The 14,942-nt window shown below is 60.2% G+C and carries 12 protein-coding genes and 1 pseudogene; 7 read left to right on the forward strand and 6 right to left on the reverse strand.

The annotated features are described in order from the left end of the window. Positions 1–21 precede the first annotated feature (21 nt). The 6 genes from HFO71_RS22455 to HFO71_RS22480 all read right to left on the reverse strand — a co-directional run bounded on the left by HFO71_RS22455 (position 22) and on the right by HFO71_RS22480 (position 6,905). Positions 22–687: a nitroreductase gene (locus tag HFO71_RS22455; RefSeq protein ID WP_077976959.1), complete on the reverse strand. Its 666-nt coding sequence runs from the start codon at positions 685–687 to the stop codon at positions 22–24. A gap of 325 nt (positions 688–1,012) precedes the next feature. Further along, positions 1,013–1,363 carry an ArsR/SmtB family transcription factor gene (locus tag HFO71_RS22460; protein WP_077976960.1) on the reverse strand — a complete coding sequence of 117 codons (351 nt, stop codon included), beginning with the start codon at positions 1,361–1,363 and terminating at the stop codon, positions 1,013–1,015. Between the two features lie 194 nt (positions 1,364–1,557). After that, positions 1,558–2,250 (reverse strand): response regulator transcription factor, encoded by a 693-nt coding sequence (locus HFO71_RS22465; RefSeq protein ID WP_077976961.1) that lies wholly within the window; start codon positions 2,248–2,250, stop codon positions 1,558–1,560. A 1-nt stretch (position 2,251) separates the two neighbouring features. Next, positions 2,252–2,629: a response regulator gene (locus HFO71_RS22470; RefSeq protein ID WP_003550117.1), complete on the reverse strand. Its 378-nt coding sequence runs from the start codon at positions 2,627–2,629 to the stop codon at positions 2,252–2,254. A gap of 2 nt (positions 2,630–2,631) precedes the next feature. Further along, positions 2,632–3,273: a response regulator transcription factor gene (locus HFO71_RS22475; protein ID WP_077976962.1), complete on the reverse strand. Its 642-nt coding sequence runs from the start codon at positions 3,271–3,273 to the stop codon at positions 2,632–2,634. Then, positions 3,270–6,905, reverse strand: coding sequence for a PAS domain-containing protein (locus HFO71_RS22480; RefSeq protein WP_221988421.1), 3,636 nt, complete (start codon positions 6,903–6,905; stop codon positions 3,270–3,272). Before HFO71_RS22480 ends, HFO71_RS22475 begins: the two co-directional genes overlap by 4 nt. A gap of 352 nt (positions 6,906–7,257) precedes the next feature. Here HFO71_RS22480 and HFO71_RS22485 point away from each other — a divergent pair, with 352 nt between their 5' ends. The 7 genes and pseudogenes from HFO71_RS22485 (at position 7,258) to HFO71_RS22520 (ending at position 14,920) form a co-directional block, all read left to right on the forward strand. Continuing rightward, positions 7,258–8,010 (forward strand): SDR family oxidoreductase, encoded by a 753-nt coding sequence (locus HFO71_RS22485; protein WP_131641237.1) that lies wholly within the window; start codon positions 7,258–7,260, stop codon positions 8,008–8,010. Between the two features lie 582 nt (positions 8,011–8,592). Continuing rightward, positions 8,593–9,309, forward strand: a pseudogene (locus HFO71_RS35890) (hypothetical protein). A 272-nt stretch (positions 9,310–9,581) separates the two neighbouring features. Continuing rightward, positions 9,582–10,775: a plasmid partitioning protein RepA gene (gene repA / locus HFO71_RS22500; RefSeq protein ID WP_132611989.1), complete on the forward strand. Its 1,194-nt coding sequence runs from the start codon at positions 9,582–9,584 to the stop codon at positions 10,773–10,775. A 4-nt stretch (positions 10,776–10,779) separates the two neighbouring features. After that, positions 10,780–11,781, forward strand: coding sequence for a plasmid partitioning protein RepB (repB, locus tag HFO71_RS22505; RefSeq protein ID WP_131641236.1), 1,002 nt, complete (start codon positions 10,780–10,782; stop codon positions 11,779–11,781). A gap of 154 nt (positions 11,782–11,935) precedes the next feature. Continuing rightward, positions 11,936–13,237: a plasmid replication protein RepC gene (gene repC / locus HFO71_RS22510; RefSeq protein ID WP_168258571.1), complete on the forward strand. Its 1,302-nt coding sequence runs from the start codon at positions 11,936–11,938 to the stop codon at positions 13,235–13,237. A 113-nt stretch (positions 13,238–13,350) separates the two neighbouring features. Beyond that, positions 13,351–14,235 carry a dihydrodipicolinate synthase family protein gene (locus HFO71_RS22515; RefSeq protein ID WP_132611985.1) on the forward strand — a complete coding sequence of 295 codons (885 nt, stop codon included), beginning with the start codon at positions 13,351–13,353 and terminating at the stop codon, positions 14,233–14,235. A gap of 7 nt (positions 14,236–14,242) precedes the next feature. Beyond that, a complete protein-coding gene (locus HFO71_RS22520) occupies positions 14,243–14,920 on the forward strand; it encodes a GntR family transcriptional regulator (RefSeq protein ID WP_170269071.1) in 678 nt (225 codons plus the stop codon). The last annotated feature ends 22 nt before the right edge of the window (positions 14,921–14,942 follow it).

The raw sequence follows: 14,942 nt of genomic DNA on the forward strand, positions 1-14,942 counted from the left end.
TTGTCCTTCGATCGCAGGCAACTAATCGCCGACGAACGTGACCGTCTCGTCGAGCGGGGCGCGGCCTGTGCGGGTGTAACTGACCGTGGGATCCTCGTACCCGATCGACATGCCGCAGAAGAGGATGAGCTCGTCCGGGGGTGACAGGACTTCTGCGACCGTCTCGCGAACCTGCGACCACGCCATCTGCGGGCAACTGTGCAGACCTTCGGCGCGGAGCAGCAGCATGACGGTCTGCAGATACATGCCGACGTCGGCCCATTGGGCCAGGCCCAGGTCACGGTCGATGTAGCAGAACAGGGCGGCGGGCGCGCCGAAACAGTTCCAGTTGGCGATCGCTGCCCGCTGGCGCGTCTCCCAGTCCTCGCGCGCAATGCCGAGCGCGCTGTAGCGCTCCTTGCCGAAGGCGGATCGGCGCTCCCCGTAGGGGGACTTCAGCACGGGCGGGTACATCTCGTACTGCCGCTTGTCCCAGGCGTCGCCATGGGCCACGCGCTCGACGGCGGACGTCTTGAGCTCAGCCAGCGGTGCGCCGGTCATCACATAGGTGTTCCACGGCTGGATGTTCGATCCTGACGGCGACCAAGCTGCGGCGGACAGCACCCGCTCAAGCACCTCCCTTTTCACTGGCTCGCCTTTGAATCCGCGCACCGCCCGTCGGCTTGTGACTGCCTCATATACGTCCATACTCATGGTCGTCTCCTCCTGACAGTTCCCTTTCCTGATGTGGTTCATTATCTCCATTCGCAATGGAGGCGTAATCACACCGTCGTCTAGGAGGCGTACATCAATCGTACATCAGGGATCGAGGCGTTCGAGGGGAATGTGGGCGAAGCATCGCGGGACCCCGCGCGATTGCATCCAGGCCCTGGATTTACGCCCATTGAACGGCAGTCATCTTCTTTGAAACCGCGGTCTTCGCCATTGCGGTGTTCTTCGTTGCCGCGGCGCCAATCATAAGCCGCAAGAGCAACGCTTCGCCTTTGTCAGGCGCCCACGGCTCGCGCACGTGCTATTCCACGGCTCGCGCACGTGCTATTTCGGTGTGAGGGTACCATCCGAAGATGTCGGCGAGCGTGTCGAGCATCGCTCTGGCCGCGTCGGATTGAAGTGAATAGTAGATCGTCTGGGCAGCCCTTCGCGTTTGCACGAGGTCCTGTTCTCGAAGAATTGCCAAATGCTGGGAAGTCGAAGATTGGCTCAATCCCACCTCGTCAGCCAGTACGGACACGGACATTTCGCCTTCGGCCAACAGATGCAGAATGTGAAGCCGTTTGGCATTCCCCATGGCCGACAGGAAATTAGCTTCGTTGTCGAAGGCGTTGGTTTCAGGGGAAGGCGCAGCTGACGGTTGATTGTTCAAGGCGAGATCTCCTTTAGGGAACCAAAGCCGGGCACCACCAGGTCATATCCCCGAACTTTAATTTAGAGATAACGCATGGGTGCGGGGCCGAAACCCATTATCGGCGCCGTATCGTCTTTTCCGGCGCGAATCGGATACGGGGCGCATCAAATGGACAGCGGCAGATCGTATTCGAGGCCGGCATCCTTCGCCTACTAGCGCGGGCCGACCTGGCGCATTTGTGCGGGCAGTGTTTCCCAGGCCCGGATCAGTTCGCCGATGGAGGTCGCCTCCATCTTGTGCATGACATTGCTGCGATGCAGCTTGACCGTCACCTCGCTGATGCCGAGGTCGAAGGCGATCTGCTTGTTGAGGCGGCCGCGCGCTACTTCATGCAGAACTTCGCGCTCGCGCTGCGTCAGTGTCTCCAGGCGCTTGATATTGCGCTTGGTGATCGCCGCTTCGGCCCGTCGTTCGGCATCCATCGCAATGCCGGCAGTCACGGCGTCGAGCAGCGTCTGGTCCCGCACCGGCTTGGTGAGAAAATCCACGGCGCCGGCCTTCATCGCCTGGACGGTCATCGGGATGTCGCCATGCCCGGTCAGGAAGATGATCGGCTTAGAAATGCCGTTTTCGGCCAGATGGCTCTGCAGGTGAAGGCCGCTTGCGCCTGGCATGCGCACGTCGAGGATCAGGCAGCCGGGGCAGTCCAAGATATCGGCGTCAAGCAATTCTCGGGTCGAAGCAAAACTGGTCGACTGGAAACCCGCCGACAGGATCAGCTCCGACAGCGCCTCGCGAACCGATGCGTCGTCATCGACGATAATGACAAGCGGCTGGGTCTCTTCATAACTGTACTGCAATGATAACGGCGCCGATCTCCGCGGCAACGGCTGGTCAACTCTCATGTCACCCTCCATCTGTCGATTTATGCAAAGCGTTGGCAATGGCCGCCAGCAGGGCCTGGGCATCGAAGGGCTTGCGGAAAAATCCGCTCGCGCCTTGAGCGCGTCCCTGATCCGCTATTTCGTGTCGGCCCGTGATCATGAATACCGGCAGCTCCGGACGCGACTTCCTCACGAGGTCGCGAAGTTCGAAGCCGTCGATGCCAGGCATTCCGATATCGGTGATGAGCAGGTCGAGGTCCGACAGCCCGTTGACGAGCAGCGAGCCCGCCGATGAGAAGCTGCGGGCCACATAGCCCGCCGATTCCAGAAGGTCGCCCATCGATTCAAGCAACCTTGGATCGTCATCGACAATTGCCACGACATGTCTTGTCTTGTTCATGTTCAATTCCCTCCCACTCTGCGCGAGTGGGTTATCGGTATTTCCAATCTCTCCGCGATCCGCACCAGATCGGCGAGCGATGCCGCGGCCATTTTCTGCATCACGTTTCTTCTGTGGATCTGCAGCGTGACTTCGCTGATCCCCAGTTCGGCTGCGGCCTGCTTGTTGAGAAGGCCGCTGACGACGAGCGGCAGCACCTCGCGCTCGCGCGGCGTCAGGTCGAGATAGTGTTGTCTGAGCATGTCGATCTCGGCGCGCTCGGCTCTCTTTTCCCGATCCTGAGCAATCGCCGCGTGGATTGCCGCCATGAGATCCGCATCGCTGAACGGCTTGGTCAGGAAGTCCACCGCGCCATGCTTGATCGCACGCACGGAGGAGGGAATGTCGCCATGTCCCGTAATGAAGACGATCGGCGGATGATCCCTGTCGGCGATCTGTCTCTGCAGATCGAGACCGTTGATGTCAGGCAGCTCGATATCCAGCACGAGGCAGGCGGGCACATCCGGCTTGTCCGCTCTCACGTAGTCGCAGGCCGATTCGAAGGCGATGGCGTGCATGCCGTGCGAGTCCAGCAGCTCGACGAGCGCTTCCCGGATACGTTCATCGTCGTCGACGATGAAGACGATATGGTCGTCGGCCGTCATGGCGCCGCCTTCGTTTCAATAGGCAATGTGAAGATCAACGTCGCTCCGCACGGATTGTTCTTCTCGGCCCACAATCGTCCGCCGTGCAGTTCGACGATCGAGCGGCAGATGGCCAGGCCCATGCCCATGCCGTTTTCCTTCGTCGTGAAGAACGGCTCGAACATCTTTTCGGGAAATTCGATGCCCTGGCCGCGATCGCTGATCTCGGTCTGGAGGATATTCCCGATCTGGCGCACGCGGATTTCAATGACCCTGTCGCCTGTCGTGGCGTCCATTGCCTCGATGCCGTTGCGGATGAGATTGATGAGAACCTGCTGCATCTGGACGCGGTCGATTGCGATGAGCGGAAGGGCGGCATCGACCTCCACCTCCATCCGAACGTGACGACGCCAGGCCTCGTCGGCCATGAGGTTGCGCGCTTCGTTGACGATACCGGAGAGCGTCGATGGGGTCCTCCTGTCTACGGATTGCTTGAACAGAGCGCGAATGCGGCTGACGACATCCGCCGCCGAGTTGGCATCCCGGATGATGCGCTCGACCGTCCTCTGTGCCCGCTCCATATTCGGCGGCTCGGCCATGAGCCAGCGCTGGCAAGCGTGTGAGTTGGCCACGACGGCCGCGAGCGGCTGGTTCACCTCGTGCGCAATGGAGGCTGAAAGTTCGGCCAGGCTCGCCACTTGGCTCGCCCGTGCAAGACCCTCTCGCGCTCGACGCAGATCTTCCTCCGTGTGAACCTCACCGTCGATATCAAGGCAGATGACATTCCACTGGACGATGACGCCTTCGGCATTGCGCATCGGTGCCGCACGGGTCTCGACCCAGCGATATTCACCATCATGGCGCCGCAGACGGTGCCTACGCGCATAGGGCTCGCCAGTGGATAATGAATGGGCATAGTTTTCCTTGACACCTGCCAAATCGTCGGGATGAACACCGGCATCGAGTGTGCCGTCCAGCCGGGTTTTGTCCGTTCCATCCAGCTCTTCGAGATTATAACCGAGGAAGTCGCGCAGTTGCTGGCTGCGATAGATCGGCTCTCCATCAGGTGCTGCGCAATCGATCATTGCCGGCAGCGTTTCAACGAGCTGCCAAAGCGAACGCTCTCTCTCCCGCAGTGCCTCCTCGACGCGCAGTTGATCGTCGATGTCATGCGACAGACCATACCATTGGACGATCCGGCCGCTCTGATCCCGCAACGGCTCCGCGCTGCCTTTCACCCAGCGGTAGACGCCATCGGCGCGCCGCAGGCGATACTGACTGGAGAAGCGCTCCCCGGTGGCGAAGGAATGGTTGAGCGCTTGCTCGAGGCCGGCGGCATCGTCGGGATGGACGGCGGCCTCGATGAGCGCTGCCAGCCGGCTGACACCCGGCTTTTCCATGTCGGCGATGTCGAGACCCAGAAAATCGATCAGGCGCTGGTTGAAAAAAGTCGGAGCGCCTTCCGGATTGAGCCGCCAGAGCAGGCTCGGAACCATGTCCACGAGTTGCGAAAGCTCTCGCTCTCGGTCGCGCAATGCTTCCTGCGCGCGCATCTCATCGTCGATGTCGACGGATATGACATACCATTGCATGATCGCGCCGCTTTGATCGCGCAGCGGCTCGGCTCGGCCATCGACCCAGCGATAGGCTCCGTCGAAACGGCGCATGCGATATTTTATCGAGAAGGGCTCGCCGCTGGCGAGGGAATGATGAACCGTCTCCAGCAATCGTGATGCGTCATCGGGATGGACGAGGGTTTCAATGACCGACGAGAGGCGGCTCATGCCTGGCTTGTCCATATCGCCAACATCGAGACCGAAAAAGTCGATCAGGCGCTTGTTGAAGAAGACCGGCTCGCCTTCCGGCGTCAGGCGCCTGATCTGCACCGGGACCATGTCCACGAGCTGCGAGAGCTCGCGCTCTCGGTCGCGCAACGCCTGCAGCGCACGCACCTCCTCGTCGATGTCGAGGGAGACACCGTACCATTGCACGACCGTTCCGTGGTCGTCACGCCGAGGCTCCACTCTGCATTCCGCCCAGCGATAGACGCCGTCCTTTTCAAGCCAGCGGAACCGCATGGTGGTGCCGCCGCCGGTTTCGAAACAGGTGTGCAGCGTGCGCTGCACTTCGGACGCATCCTCGGGATGGACCAGCTGCTGCAGGAGTTCATCGATGCGCGGTTCGGCCTGCGCGTCAAAATTGGCGATGACGGCGTGGAAATGATCCTGGTAGCGTTTGTTGAAGTAGATCGATCCGCCTGTTGGTTCCACGCTCCAAATGCGGACCGGCACGGCATCGATCATCTGTTGAAGCTGCCGTTCGCTCCGGCGCACGGTCTCTTCGGCATGCACCTGATCGTCGATATCGTGACAAAGCCCGTACCACTGGACGATGTTGCCGGCCTGATCGCGCATCGGCTCGGCGCGGCTCGACATCCAGTGATAGAGACCGTCGGCGCGCCGCAGCCGATACCGCATGACGAAGCTCTCCCCGGTTGCAAGGCAATGGCGAAGGGCGTCCCTGAACCCGGCTGCGTCATCGGGATGAACGATGGCCTGCAGGACCGCCTCCAGTCGGCTGATGCCTGGCCTGTCCGAGTCCGCCACGTCGAGACCGAGGAAATCGACCATCCGCCTGTTGAAAAAGGTCGGCTCGCCGTCGGGCGTCAGACGCCAGACATGACTCGGCACCATGTCCACGAGCTGAGAGAGTCCCCGCTCCCGGTCGCGCAACGTCTCCACGCTTTGGCGCAATGTCAGCACCGCCAGCTGGTGCTGCCGGGATATGGCGGCAACGATAAGCGCCGAAAATGCCGAAATGGCCAAAAACAGCTGCAGCATGATCTGCTTGTGTTTCTGGGACTCGGCGTCGCCGACAAATTGGCTGGCGCCGGTTACCGTAAATACCGCCGTGATTAGAGCGAGCAGGGCGAGCGATACGGCAGCACCCTTGAACTCGAAACGGACCGCCGCCCAAAGAAGAGGCGGCATGATGATATAGGCGAAGGGAAGATAGCCGCTGAGCGAAAGAGCCGCGACACCGAGAAAGATGAGCCCCAGGACGCAGGCTTCCACCCATTGCGCGGTCGAGAACTGCGTCTTGCCGCGCCAGCTGTGAAAGAGCACCAGCGCCAGCGGCGCTACGATCAGAACCCCGGTTGCGTCTCCGATCCACCATAGTGGCCAGGCCGTCGCGAAGGATTGTGATTGGATCGCGAACCAGGCGAGCGTCGCACTTCCCACGGTCGCGCTCACGATCGGTGCGATTCCGGCAGCCAGGACGACGAATGTGAGAACTTCCTGCAGAGTTTCCATATGAACAGGGTGCTTCAAGGTCCGGTTCACCAGCCATGCCGCGACCACCGCTCCGAGAGCGTTGCCGACATAGATCAGGAAGGCCGCGGGCACGGGGCTGTAGAACCACAGGAAATTGCTGAACATCTCTGCCAGGCAAGCCGACAGGATCCACCATGGCCAGCTGCGCCTTGAGGCGAGGATGAGCGTAGCCACGAAAAGCCCGCCCGGAGGCCAGATGGAAATACCCGTTCCCGGCACGATTGCCAGCGACTGTGCGAAGCCGCAGGCGAGTACATAGGCGAGGAAGAAAAGCCCCAGATGCAGGAACTGGGGACGGTGCGACCAAACGCTCAGCATCCACTGCTCCTGCCGGACCGAGAGAACCGGGGGATCGTCAGCATTTCCTGAAGCGGTCGTTCTCGATTTCGGGGCGGGAGCGCTCATCTTCAAACCGTAATCCCGCGACACCACAACCGCAACTCATGGAAACCCATGCATTGCGCGGGAATGTAGCCGGAATTTTCGGGGGCGAACGCGCAATCCGAAGGCTCTTCCCTCCTTCCGATGGCACAGACTAGACCTTGGGCTGCCTCCGCTATGCCACAGGTCTAAGGCGCCGGACCTCAAGCACGATGGAAGGGGCGCGGCTTTCCGGCCATTGTCGATCCGCGCGAGGCATTGCGAACGAGATGCAACAGAGGATGCAGACATGAAAATCATGGTGGTGGGAGCAAGCGGTCTCATCGGAACCCGGCTCAGCGAGAAGCTGCGCCGCTCGGGCCATGACGTCACGGCCGCATCATTGTCGCTGGGCGTCGATACGGTGTCCGGCAAGGGTCTCGAAGCGGCAATGGCGGGAACCGAAATCGTCGTTGACGTAACCAATGCCGCATCGTTCGGTGACAGTTCGGCGTTCGATTTCTTCAAGGCGTCGACGAAGAACTTGCTCGCAGCTGTGGGGCAAGCCGGCATCCGGCACTATCTCGCACTCTCCGTCGTTGGCACGCCGCGCCTCGTGGAGAGCGACTATTTTCGCGCGAAAATGGTGCAGGAAAATCTGATCCGCGCTTCAGGTCGACCTCATACGATTCTCCGCTCCACGCAATTTTACGAGTTCATAAACGGATTGATCGACATCGGCGTTGAAGGCAATGTCTTTCGATTGCCATCGGCCTTGATGAGGCCGGTCGCAGCCGGGGATGTCGCCGCATTCCTGGCGGAACTGGCCGCCGGCGCTCCCTCGGGCGATGTCGTCGAAATCGGCGGCCCGGAGCAGTTCGGCATCGATGAAATCGCCCGGATCTATCTCGCCGCGAACGAAGACGAACGCCAGGTGATAACCGATCAATCCACGTCGTATTTCGGCGTCGAACTGACCGACGACGCCCTGATTCCCGGCGCCGATGCGCGCGTGGCGCGCCAGACGCTTTCCGACTGGCTCTACCAATCGATGGGGGAGTAGGCCGCGCGGCTTTTCTTCCGGCCGGTTGGAGACTTAAAATCGACCCGCCGCAGAACGTTCATCTGGCTGCGACTAGAACCCTCAAAGGCTCACCGCAATCTTTAAATAGAGATGAACGGGGGGGAAGGCTTGCCTCCTGAAGATTGGCGGCGGGTACAACAACGAGCGAGCATATTCCGTGTCGGTTGAGCAGCGTTTAGCCCAGCCGCCTAGATCAGTGTTTCGGGGATGCCCCAAGATTGACAAAAAGACATCCATTGCCGATCTCTATCTGGGTCAGAAGGTCGGCCCTTACCTCTTCGCCAACAACCGCTTTTATGTGCCGCCACTTTTGGCTCTTCGGATGTGCGGGCACCGGTACGCCCTCTCGCAAGAACAGCGTCACTTCAGGAGCTTCATCTGATTTGTAGATGCAAATTCTCACCGGCTCACATCCCTGTTAACAGCAAATATTGTGCACTGCAAAACAAGGGATGGCAAACATTCATTTGCCGGATAAGTCAATGTTGGGCCGGTGTAGACCCGTGATCCTGAGGCGCACCCTGCCGCCCGATGCTGAGGACGGCGTCCGGGGAGGCGCACATGGGCAACGCACAGATCGATCGGGTCGGTCGGGTGAGATCAGGCTTGGGTTTCATTCTCGTCCTCGTTTCCCTACTGTCCAGCCCTCAATCCTTCGCCGCACCCGCCGATATCGGCGGCTTGACGGTGACCCTGCCCGATGCCGCTTCCGGCTGGAGGAAAGCCGGCAAGGGCAATCTGTTCATGCTGCAGAAAGATTTTCCGGAAACGGAGGACGACAAGCGCGCAATGCTCTAATTCAGATCACCAAGCCGCTCCCGGCAGCGCGCAGTTCCCTGCAGGCCGGCATGATTCTCGAAAAAAGGTGAGGACCTGTTGATTGCCGACGCAGACTACCGCGCCGTGCCGCCGTTTGATGAGGGCACGACGCTCGACGGCGAATGGGTATCCACCTTCGCCTCGAGCGGCATTGACTGCGACCTCATCGGGATTGGTGGCGTCCAGCCATACGCTGACGCTTCATCGAAACGGTACTTTCGAACGCACAGGCTGGTCGGGCGCCTCGATGGCGAACGAAATCGGCGGATCGCAATCGGGCGTCACTACGTCAAGCAACCGGCCGGGAGCAAGCGGACGCTACAAGCTTTCCGGTTATCGCCTCGATCTGACCGACGCCAGCGGTAGGACCAAACCATGAGCATATTCGAACCCGACAAAGGTTCCGACGGGCTTCTGGTGATCAACGGCAACAACTACCTGAAGGACGATGGGAAATAGAGATGTAGCGCCCAAGCTATTGATAAATATTGCTTATAGGGTGACATGATTGACCTCCGAGTGGTTGCAAAGCCACCGTAGTTATCAGTCACTTCGAGTCATCGGCAATGCGCGAATCACTTGAAATCTGGCTCATGTCGCAAGCTGTCTTGGCGGGCTGAAATGGGCGGTTTGGTTAAGCATTTGTAAATTGGTAACGAATCGAGGCATATAGTAACTGCGCAACTGAAGCGCTTTCGTTCAAAATTGCGCAGTTACCTGGGAAAAAGATCATGCAGCCGAGTCTTGCTCTTCAAGACGATCAAGAGCACCTCCCATCGCTTCTGGCTACAGATGCGAAGGAGTTATCCTATCAACTTCAGCAGCATCAGGCAAAAATCTTTCCCCCGCTCTCGCAAAAGACCATCAGAACATTTACGCCGGCGGAAGCTGCGGCCTTCATCGGCATCGGCGAAGGTTATCTCCGCCAGGTGGCCGCCGACGGCCACGGCCCCGATCCGCTCGCAAACGGACGGCGGCTTTACAGTGCAACCGATATGGACCGGATTCGCCGGGTCCTCGACGAGCGAAACGGAACGCCGAAATATGTGCCGGCCCGCCGGCCGGGCGAAAAACTCCAGATCATCTCCGTCATGAATTTCAAGGGTGGCTCGGGCAAGACCACCACTGCGGCCCATCTAGCGCAGTTCATGGCGCTCAGGGGCTACCGCGTGCTCGCCGTCGACCTCGATCCGCAGGCCTCCTTGTCCGCCTTGTTCGGTCATCAGCCGGAATTCGACGTCGGAGAGGGCGAAACGATCTACGGTGCGATCCGATATGAGGATCCGCGCCCCATCGCCGACATCGTGCGCGCCACCTACACGCCCAATCTGCATCTCATTCCGGGCAATCTCGAGCTGATGGAATTCGAGCACGAGACCCCAAAGGCGATGGCGTCGGGTACGGCGGAGACGATGTTCTTTGCCCGCATCGGCGAGGTCCTGACGGAGATCGAAAGCCTTTACGACGTCGTGGTCATCGACTGCCCGCCACAACTGGGGTTCTTGACGATGTCGGCGCTCTGCGCGGCCACCTCGGTCTTGATCACGGTCCACCCGCAGATGCTGGATGTGATGTCGATGTCGCAGTTTCTGACGATGACGAGTGAGCTGATGTCGGTCGTGGAAAAGGCCGGCGGGCGTACCAGCTATGACTGGATGCGCTATCTCGTGACGCGGTTCGAGCCGAACGACGGACCGCAAAGCCAGATGACAGGCTTCATGCGGGCGATCTTCGGCAATCGAATGCTCCACAACGCCATGGTGAAGTCGACGGCGGTCGCCGACGCCGGCGTCACCAAGCAGACACTCTACGAGGTCGAGCGGTCGCAGTTCACACGCGGAACCTACGATCGGGCACTGGAATCCCTCAACCTCGTGAATGGCGAGATCGAAGCGCATATTCGCTCGACCTGGGGAAGGAAATAGATAGATGGCGCGCAAGAACCTCATCGAAATTTCCGCTCCGAACCCGGCAAGGGCGGATGCGGTCGCGCCGCGCGACAATCGTCCCATCGCCGGATTCGTGCCGCAGGAGCGCAGTGCCGCGCCGGTCGGCGGCATTACCAAGACGCTTGGCAACATTACCGAGAAAATGGAGCGGGCGAGTGAGCTGGAACGGCAGCTTGCCACCGGCCAGACTATCGTCGAACTCGATCCCGGCCTGATCGACGCTTCCTTCGTCAGTGATCGATTGGCGATCGATGCGGCCGAACTCGCGCAGCTCGTCGAGCAGATCCGCGAGCATGGGCAGCAGGTTCCGATCCTTGTCCGCCCGCATCCGGAAACCAGGGGACGCTATCAGGTCGCCTACGGCCATCGGCGCCTGGCGGCCACCCGAGAGATTGGCATCCGGGTGCGTGCGGTCGTCCGCGATCTCACCGACGGTCAACTGGTCGTCAGCCAGGGACAGGAAAACAGCGCTCGAACCAATCTCTCCTACATCGAGCGCGCGCTCTTCGCATCGCGGCTCGAGGAACGCAGCTTTGGCCGCGATGTGATTATGGCGGCTCTCGGCGTGGACAAGGCGGCGCTGTCGAGAATGCTGATCGTCATCCGGCAGGTCCCTCTGGAGCTCGTCAACGCCATCGGTGCCGCACCTGATATCGGCCGCCGGCGATGGTTGGAACTGGGCGAGCGGCTTGAGAAAGCCGACGTCGAAAAGATCATCGCGGAGTTGTCCGCGGACGACGCGCGCAAAATTTCGAGCGACGAGCGGTTTCACCGGGCACTCGTTCTGGCGACGAAGAAGACGGCCGCGCCGAAGCCGGCGGTGGCCAAAACCCAGGTTAGCGGCGTGCCTGTCATGATCAAGAAGACAGCATCCGGTGCGACCTTCGTCTTCGACGGCAAGACCGCGCCCGGTTTCGATCTATTCGTCCAGGAAAGGCTGAAGGGCCTGTTCCAGGAGTTCAACAAGGACAGAGGAGCGTAGCGCGCAAAAGAAAAAGGCCCCCAACGACGACGCCGTGGAAGCCCTTCTCAGATCTTAAGCACATCAAGAATCGCATTTCCACGAATCACAGTCAAGCGTCTTAGGCACCAAATTGGTGGATGGTTTTCTTTTGCCTGAACGAAGGTGAAGGCAAATGGAGAGTGGATATGTGACGACGCCCTTCGGGCGGCGGCCGATGTCGCTTGGCATGCTGGCAAGCCAGCAACTGGCCGAGACCATCGAGCCGGGGATGAAACGCAGCAAATGGAAGCTGTTCAGGGCGATCTGCGAAGCACGGCCGGCGCTTGGCGTCACCGATCGGGCGCTGACGGTGCTCGACGCGCTTTTGACCTTCTACCCTGACGACGAGATCTCCGAGGAAAAGGGACTGATCGTCTTCCCGTCGAATGCGCAGCTTTCGTTGCGCGCTCGTGGCATGACCCCAGCCACCCTCAGGCGGCATCTTGCCGTCCTGGTCGAGGCCGGCCTGATCCTGCGCAAGGACAGCCCGAATGGAAAGCGCTATGCGCGCCGCGATAGAGCAGGGGCTATAGGCGAGGCCTTCGGCTTCAGCGTCGCACCGCTTCTGGCCCGTGCTGTCGAAATCGAAAGCCTGGCCGCTCAGGCGGTTGCCGACCGGGAGCTGTTACGGGTGACAAGGGAACGCCTGACGGTGTGCCGGCGCGATATCTCCAAGCTGATAGCGACCGCGCTCGAAGAAGGGATTTCCGGTGATTGGGAGGGCATTTCGGCGATGTTTCGAGCGCTTCTTGCCCGAATTCCACGCGTGGCGACCGCCGAAGACCTGGCGCCGCTGCTCGACGAGATGGGGCTGCTGCGCGCCGAGATCGTCAACATGCTGGAAAGACGGATAAAAGCAAAAAAAATGAACGCCAATGAGTCTCAAATTGAGCATCACAGACAGAATTCAAATCCGCACTCCCTTTATGAACTTGAACCAAGCTTCGAACCGAAGCAGGGCGAAAAGGCAGCGGCCGATAACGACCCGAACGCCGGGCCGTCAGACGAACGAAGATTGAAACAGCAAAAGCCTTCCGGCGGGACGAGCAGCGCGGGGGGCGCGGCCGATCCGGGCGCCGGACCAGGCCTGAAATCCTTCCCGCTCGGCCTCGTCCTCCAGGCCTGCCCCAGTATTCTCGATTACGGGCCTGGCGGAAGCATCGGCAATTGGCGAGACCTGATGTCGGCCGCCGTCGTCGTGCGGTCGATGCTCGGCGTCAGCCCCTCGGCCTATGAGGAAGCCTGCTCGGGCATGGGGCCGGAAAACGCCGCAACCGTGATCGCTTGCATCCTGGAAAGGGGAGGGCACATCAACTCGCCCGGCGGTTATCTCAGAGATCTGACACGAAGGACCGAGAGGGGCGAATTTGCGATCGGCCCGATGCTGATGGCGCTCGTGCGGGCGAACGGGCCAACGGCGAAGCATGCCAGTTGATCGTGAGAAAGCGACTGCCTCGATATTCGTGCAGCGAGGCAGTGCGCAATCACCTCTTTACATCTAACATGTTAGTTTGCTACACTTGATCCATTCTTTGGGAGGAAGCATATTTGACACAAAAATTCGGGCTCTCGGTCGCTCTCGCCACACCATTCGACAGCAATGGCGATATCGCGATTGGGGCGATGATCGAGCAGGCACGCCGAAGCCTCGCTGCGGGGTGCTCGAGTGTGACCCTGTTCGGGACGACGGGTGAAGGTTCTTCCATCGGCACGCGGGAACGTGAGCGTGTTCTCGCTTCCTTGCTCGATAGTGGGATAGCCGCAAAGCAGATCATCGTCGGTGTGCTGGTCGACGCGGCCGACGATGCGGCGATGCAGGCCGGCCATGCGCTTTCCAAGGGAGCCCGCAATATCCTTCTTGCTCCTCCTTCCTACTTCAAGAACGTCAGTGACGATGGCGTCTTCCAGTGGTTCTCGGCTGTCTTCGCCATCCTTGGCGACAAGGCGCGAGACATTATCGTCTACAACATTCCCTCGGTCACCATGGTTCCGCTGACTGTTTCGCTGATCGGCCGCCTGCGGACCGCCTTTCCCAACGTGGTAACGGGCGTCAAGGATTCCTCCGGCGATTGGCCTTTTACCGAAACGCTACTGAAGGCGCATGGCGATCTCGTCATCCTGGTGGGGGACGAACGTCACCTGGCGAAGGGCGTGCGGCTTGGCGGCCAGGGTGCGATCTCCGGCATGGCGAATTTCGTACCTCGCGAAGTCAAGCTGATGGCGGAGAAAGGCATGGACGATCCTCGCGTCGAGAATTTCGTGGCCGAACTGCTGAAATTTCCGGTGACCGCCGCCGTGAAAGCGATGGTCGCTCACCTGACGTCGGATGAAATCTGGCTTGCGGTTCGACCACCACTCGTCTCAATATCCGGTGAAGGGCAGGCGCAACTCGCTCTTGCGTTCGACACTCTTTTCCGCTCGAAAGCGGCATAGGTCGGAGATGTTTCTGGGGGAGGCGATGGACGGAACGGACGAGCAGCCGACACTGCGGGAAAAGGCGTATGAGAGCTTCACACGCCACCTTCTTGCGCGTGACGTGCGCCCCGGCCAGTTCGTTTCGCAGCGCCGCCTCGTTGAGCTGACAGGGCTGACGCTTGGCGCCATCCGCGAACTCATCCCGAGGCTCGAAGCCGAAGGGCTGATCAAGACGGTGCCACAGCGGGGTTTGCAGATCGCTCATATCGACCTGAACCTCATTCGCGAGGCGTTCCAGCTGCGCGTCTTCCTGGAGAAGGAAGCGGTTGCGCTTTTCACCCGCTCTGCATCTGACGAGACCGTCGCCGGGCTCCTGAAGCAGCATCGGGATATTGCCGACGCCATTCGAAATGGCGATGGATCGCACGAACTGGAAGTGCACGCACAAGCTGTCGATTGGGGCATGCACGATGCCTTTATCGATGCTTTGGGAAATACCATCATCTCGAACGCCTACCGGGTGAACTCGATCAAGATGCGCCTGATCAGTCAGGACCGTTTTCGCATCGATGGTCACGTCGGACCTGTCATGGGTGAGCACCTGAAGGTGCTCGAGGCGATCGAACGACGATCGGCGGAGGACGCCGTCAACAGCCTTGTCGCACATATCAATCATGCAAGAGATCGTGCGCTCAGGATATAATCGGAAATAAACAGCCGGCGAT

The sequence above is a fragment of the Rhizobium laguerreae genome (assembly GCF_019778565.1).
In the GTDB taxonomy this organism is placed as follows: Bacteria; Pseudomonadota; Alphaproteobacteria; order Rhizobiales; family Rhizobiaceae; genus Rhizobium; species Rhizobium laguerreae.

Coding starts and splice junctions, on each gene's coding strand:
- HFO71_RS22480 (WP_221988421.1), bottom strand. CDS start 6,905: ATGCTGAGCGTTTGGTCGCACCGTCCCCAGTTCCTGCATCTGGGGCTT.
- repC (WP_168258571.1), top strand. CDS start 11,936: ATGGAGAGTGGATATGTGACGACGCCCTTCGGGCGGCGGCCGATGTCG.
- HFO71_RS22470 (WP_003550117.1), bottom strand. CDS start 2,629: ATGAACAAGACAAGACATGTCGTGGCAATTGTCGATGACGATCCAAGG.
- HFO71_RS22520 (WP_170269071.1), top strand. CDS start 14,243: ATGTTTCTGGGGGAGGCGATGGACGGAACGGACGAGCAGCCGACACTG.
- HFO71_RS22455 (WP_077976959.1), bottom strand. CDS start 687: ATGGACGTATATGAGGCAGTCACAAGCCGACGGGCGGTGCGCGGATTC.
- HFO71_RS22485 (WP_131641237.1), top strand. CDS start 7,258: ATGAAAATCATGGTGGTGGGAGCAAGCGGTCTCATCGGAACCCGGCTC.
- repB (WP_131641236.1), top strand. CDS start 10,780: ATGGCGCGCAAGAACCTCATCGAAATTTCCGCTCCGAACCCGGCAAGG.
- repA (WP_132611989.1), top strand. CDS start 9,582: ATGCAGCCGAGTCTTGCTCTTCAAGACGATCAAGAGCACCTCCCATCG.
- HFO71_RS22475 (WP_077976962.1), bottom strand. CDS start 3,273: ATGACGGCCGACGACCATATCGTCTTCATCGTCGACGACGATGAACGT.
- HFO71_RS22465 (WP_077976961.1), bottom strand. CDS start 2,250: ATGAGAGTTGACCAGCCGTTGCCGCGGAGATCGGCGCCGTTATCATTG.